This window comes from Streptococcus sp. HMSC062H02, from assembly GCF_001813005.1.
Taxonomy (GTDB): Bacteria; Bacillota; Bacilli; order Lactobacillales; family Streptococcaceae; genus Streptococcus; species Streptococcus oralis_S.
The window spans coordinates 1-486 of record NZ_KV811115.1 but is presented as its reverse complement, the minus strand read 5'-3'; the positions used below and the strand labels follow the sequence as shown (position 1 = coordinate 486).

The window sequence follows — 486 nt, the reverse complement described above, 5'->3', positions numbered from 1 at the left end:
CCTTAGCTGCTTCCAACTTCGCTTTCAATTCAGCTACTTTAGCTTCCGCTGCCTTGAGTTCTTCCTTCTTACCAGTCTCTGTTGAAGTCTCTTCTGTTGACTTGCCTGTCAAAGCTTTGAGTTCTTTCTCTGCTTGATCAAGTTGAGCTTGAAGAGTTGCTTTGATCTTGTCAAACTGAGCATTTTCAACTTTAAGAGCGATACGGTCTTTGTTGACTTTCAAGACTGAATTGATTTCATCCGTGATTGTAAAACTAGTCAAGTCTGTCTTGATAAGACGACCATATTGATCCTTCTTAGCATTTCCGTTTTCATCTACAGGATCTGTTGGAACCGGTGTAGTAATATCGAATCGGAAGGTATCTAAAGCGTTTGGCAAGTGGTATTCTTTATCAGGTTTAGATCCATCTTCTGGTCCAACAGACTTAGCTGGTTCACCTGGTGTTGGATCAGTTGGTTTTTCTGGGTCACGTGGTTTCACCGTTA

1 protein-coding gene is annotated in these 486 nt (G+C 41.6%); it reads right to left on the bottom strand.

Features of this window, described 5'->3' with window-relative positions:
- Window positions 1–486: hypothetical protein (locus HMPREF2885_RS04090; protein ID WP_148131131.1), on the bottom strand; the 486-nt coding region annotated here is incomplete at both ends.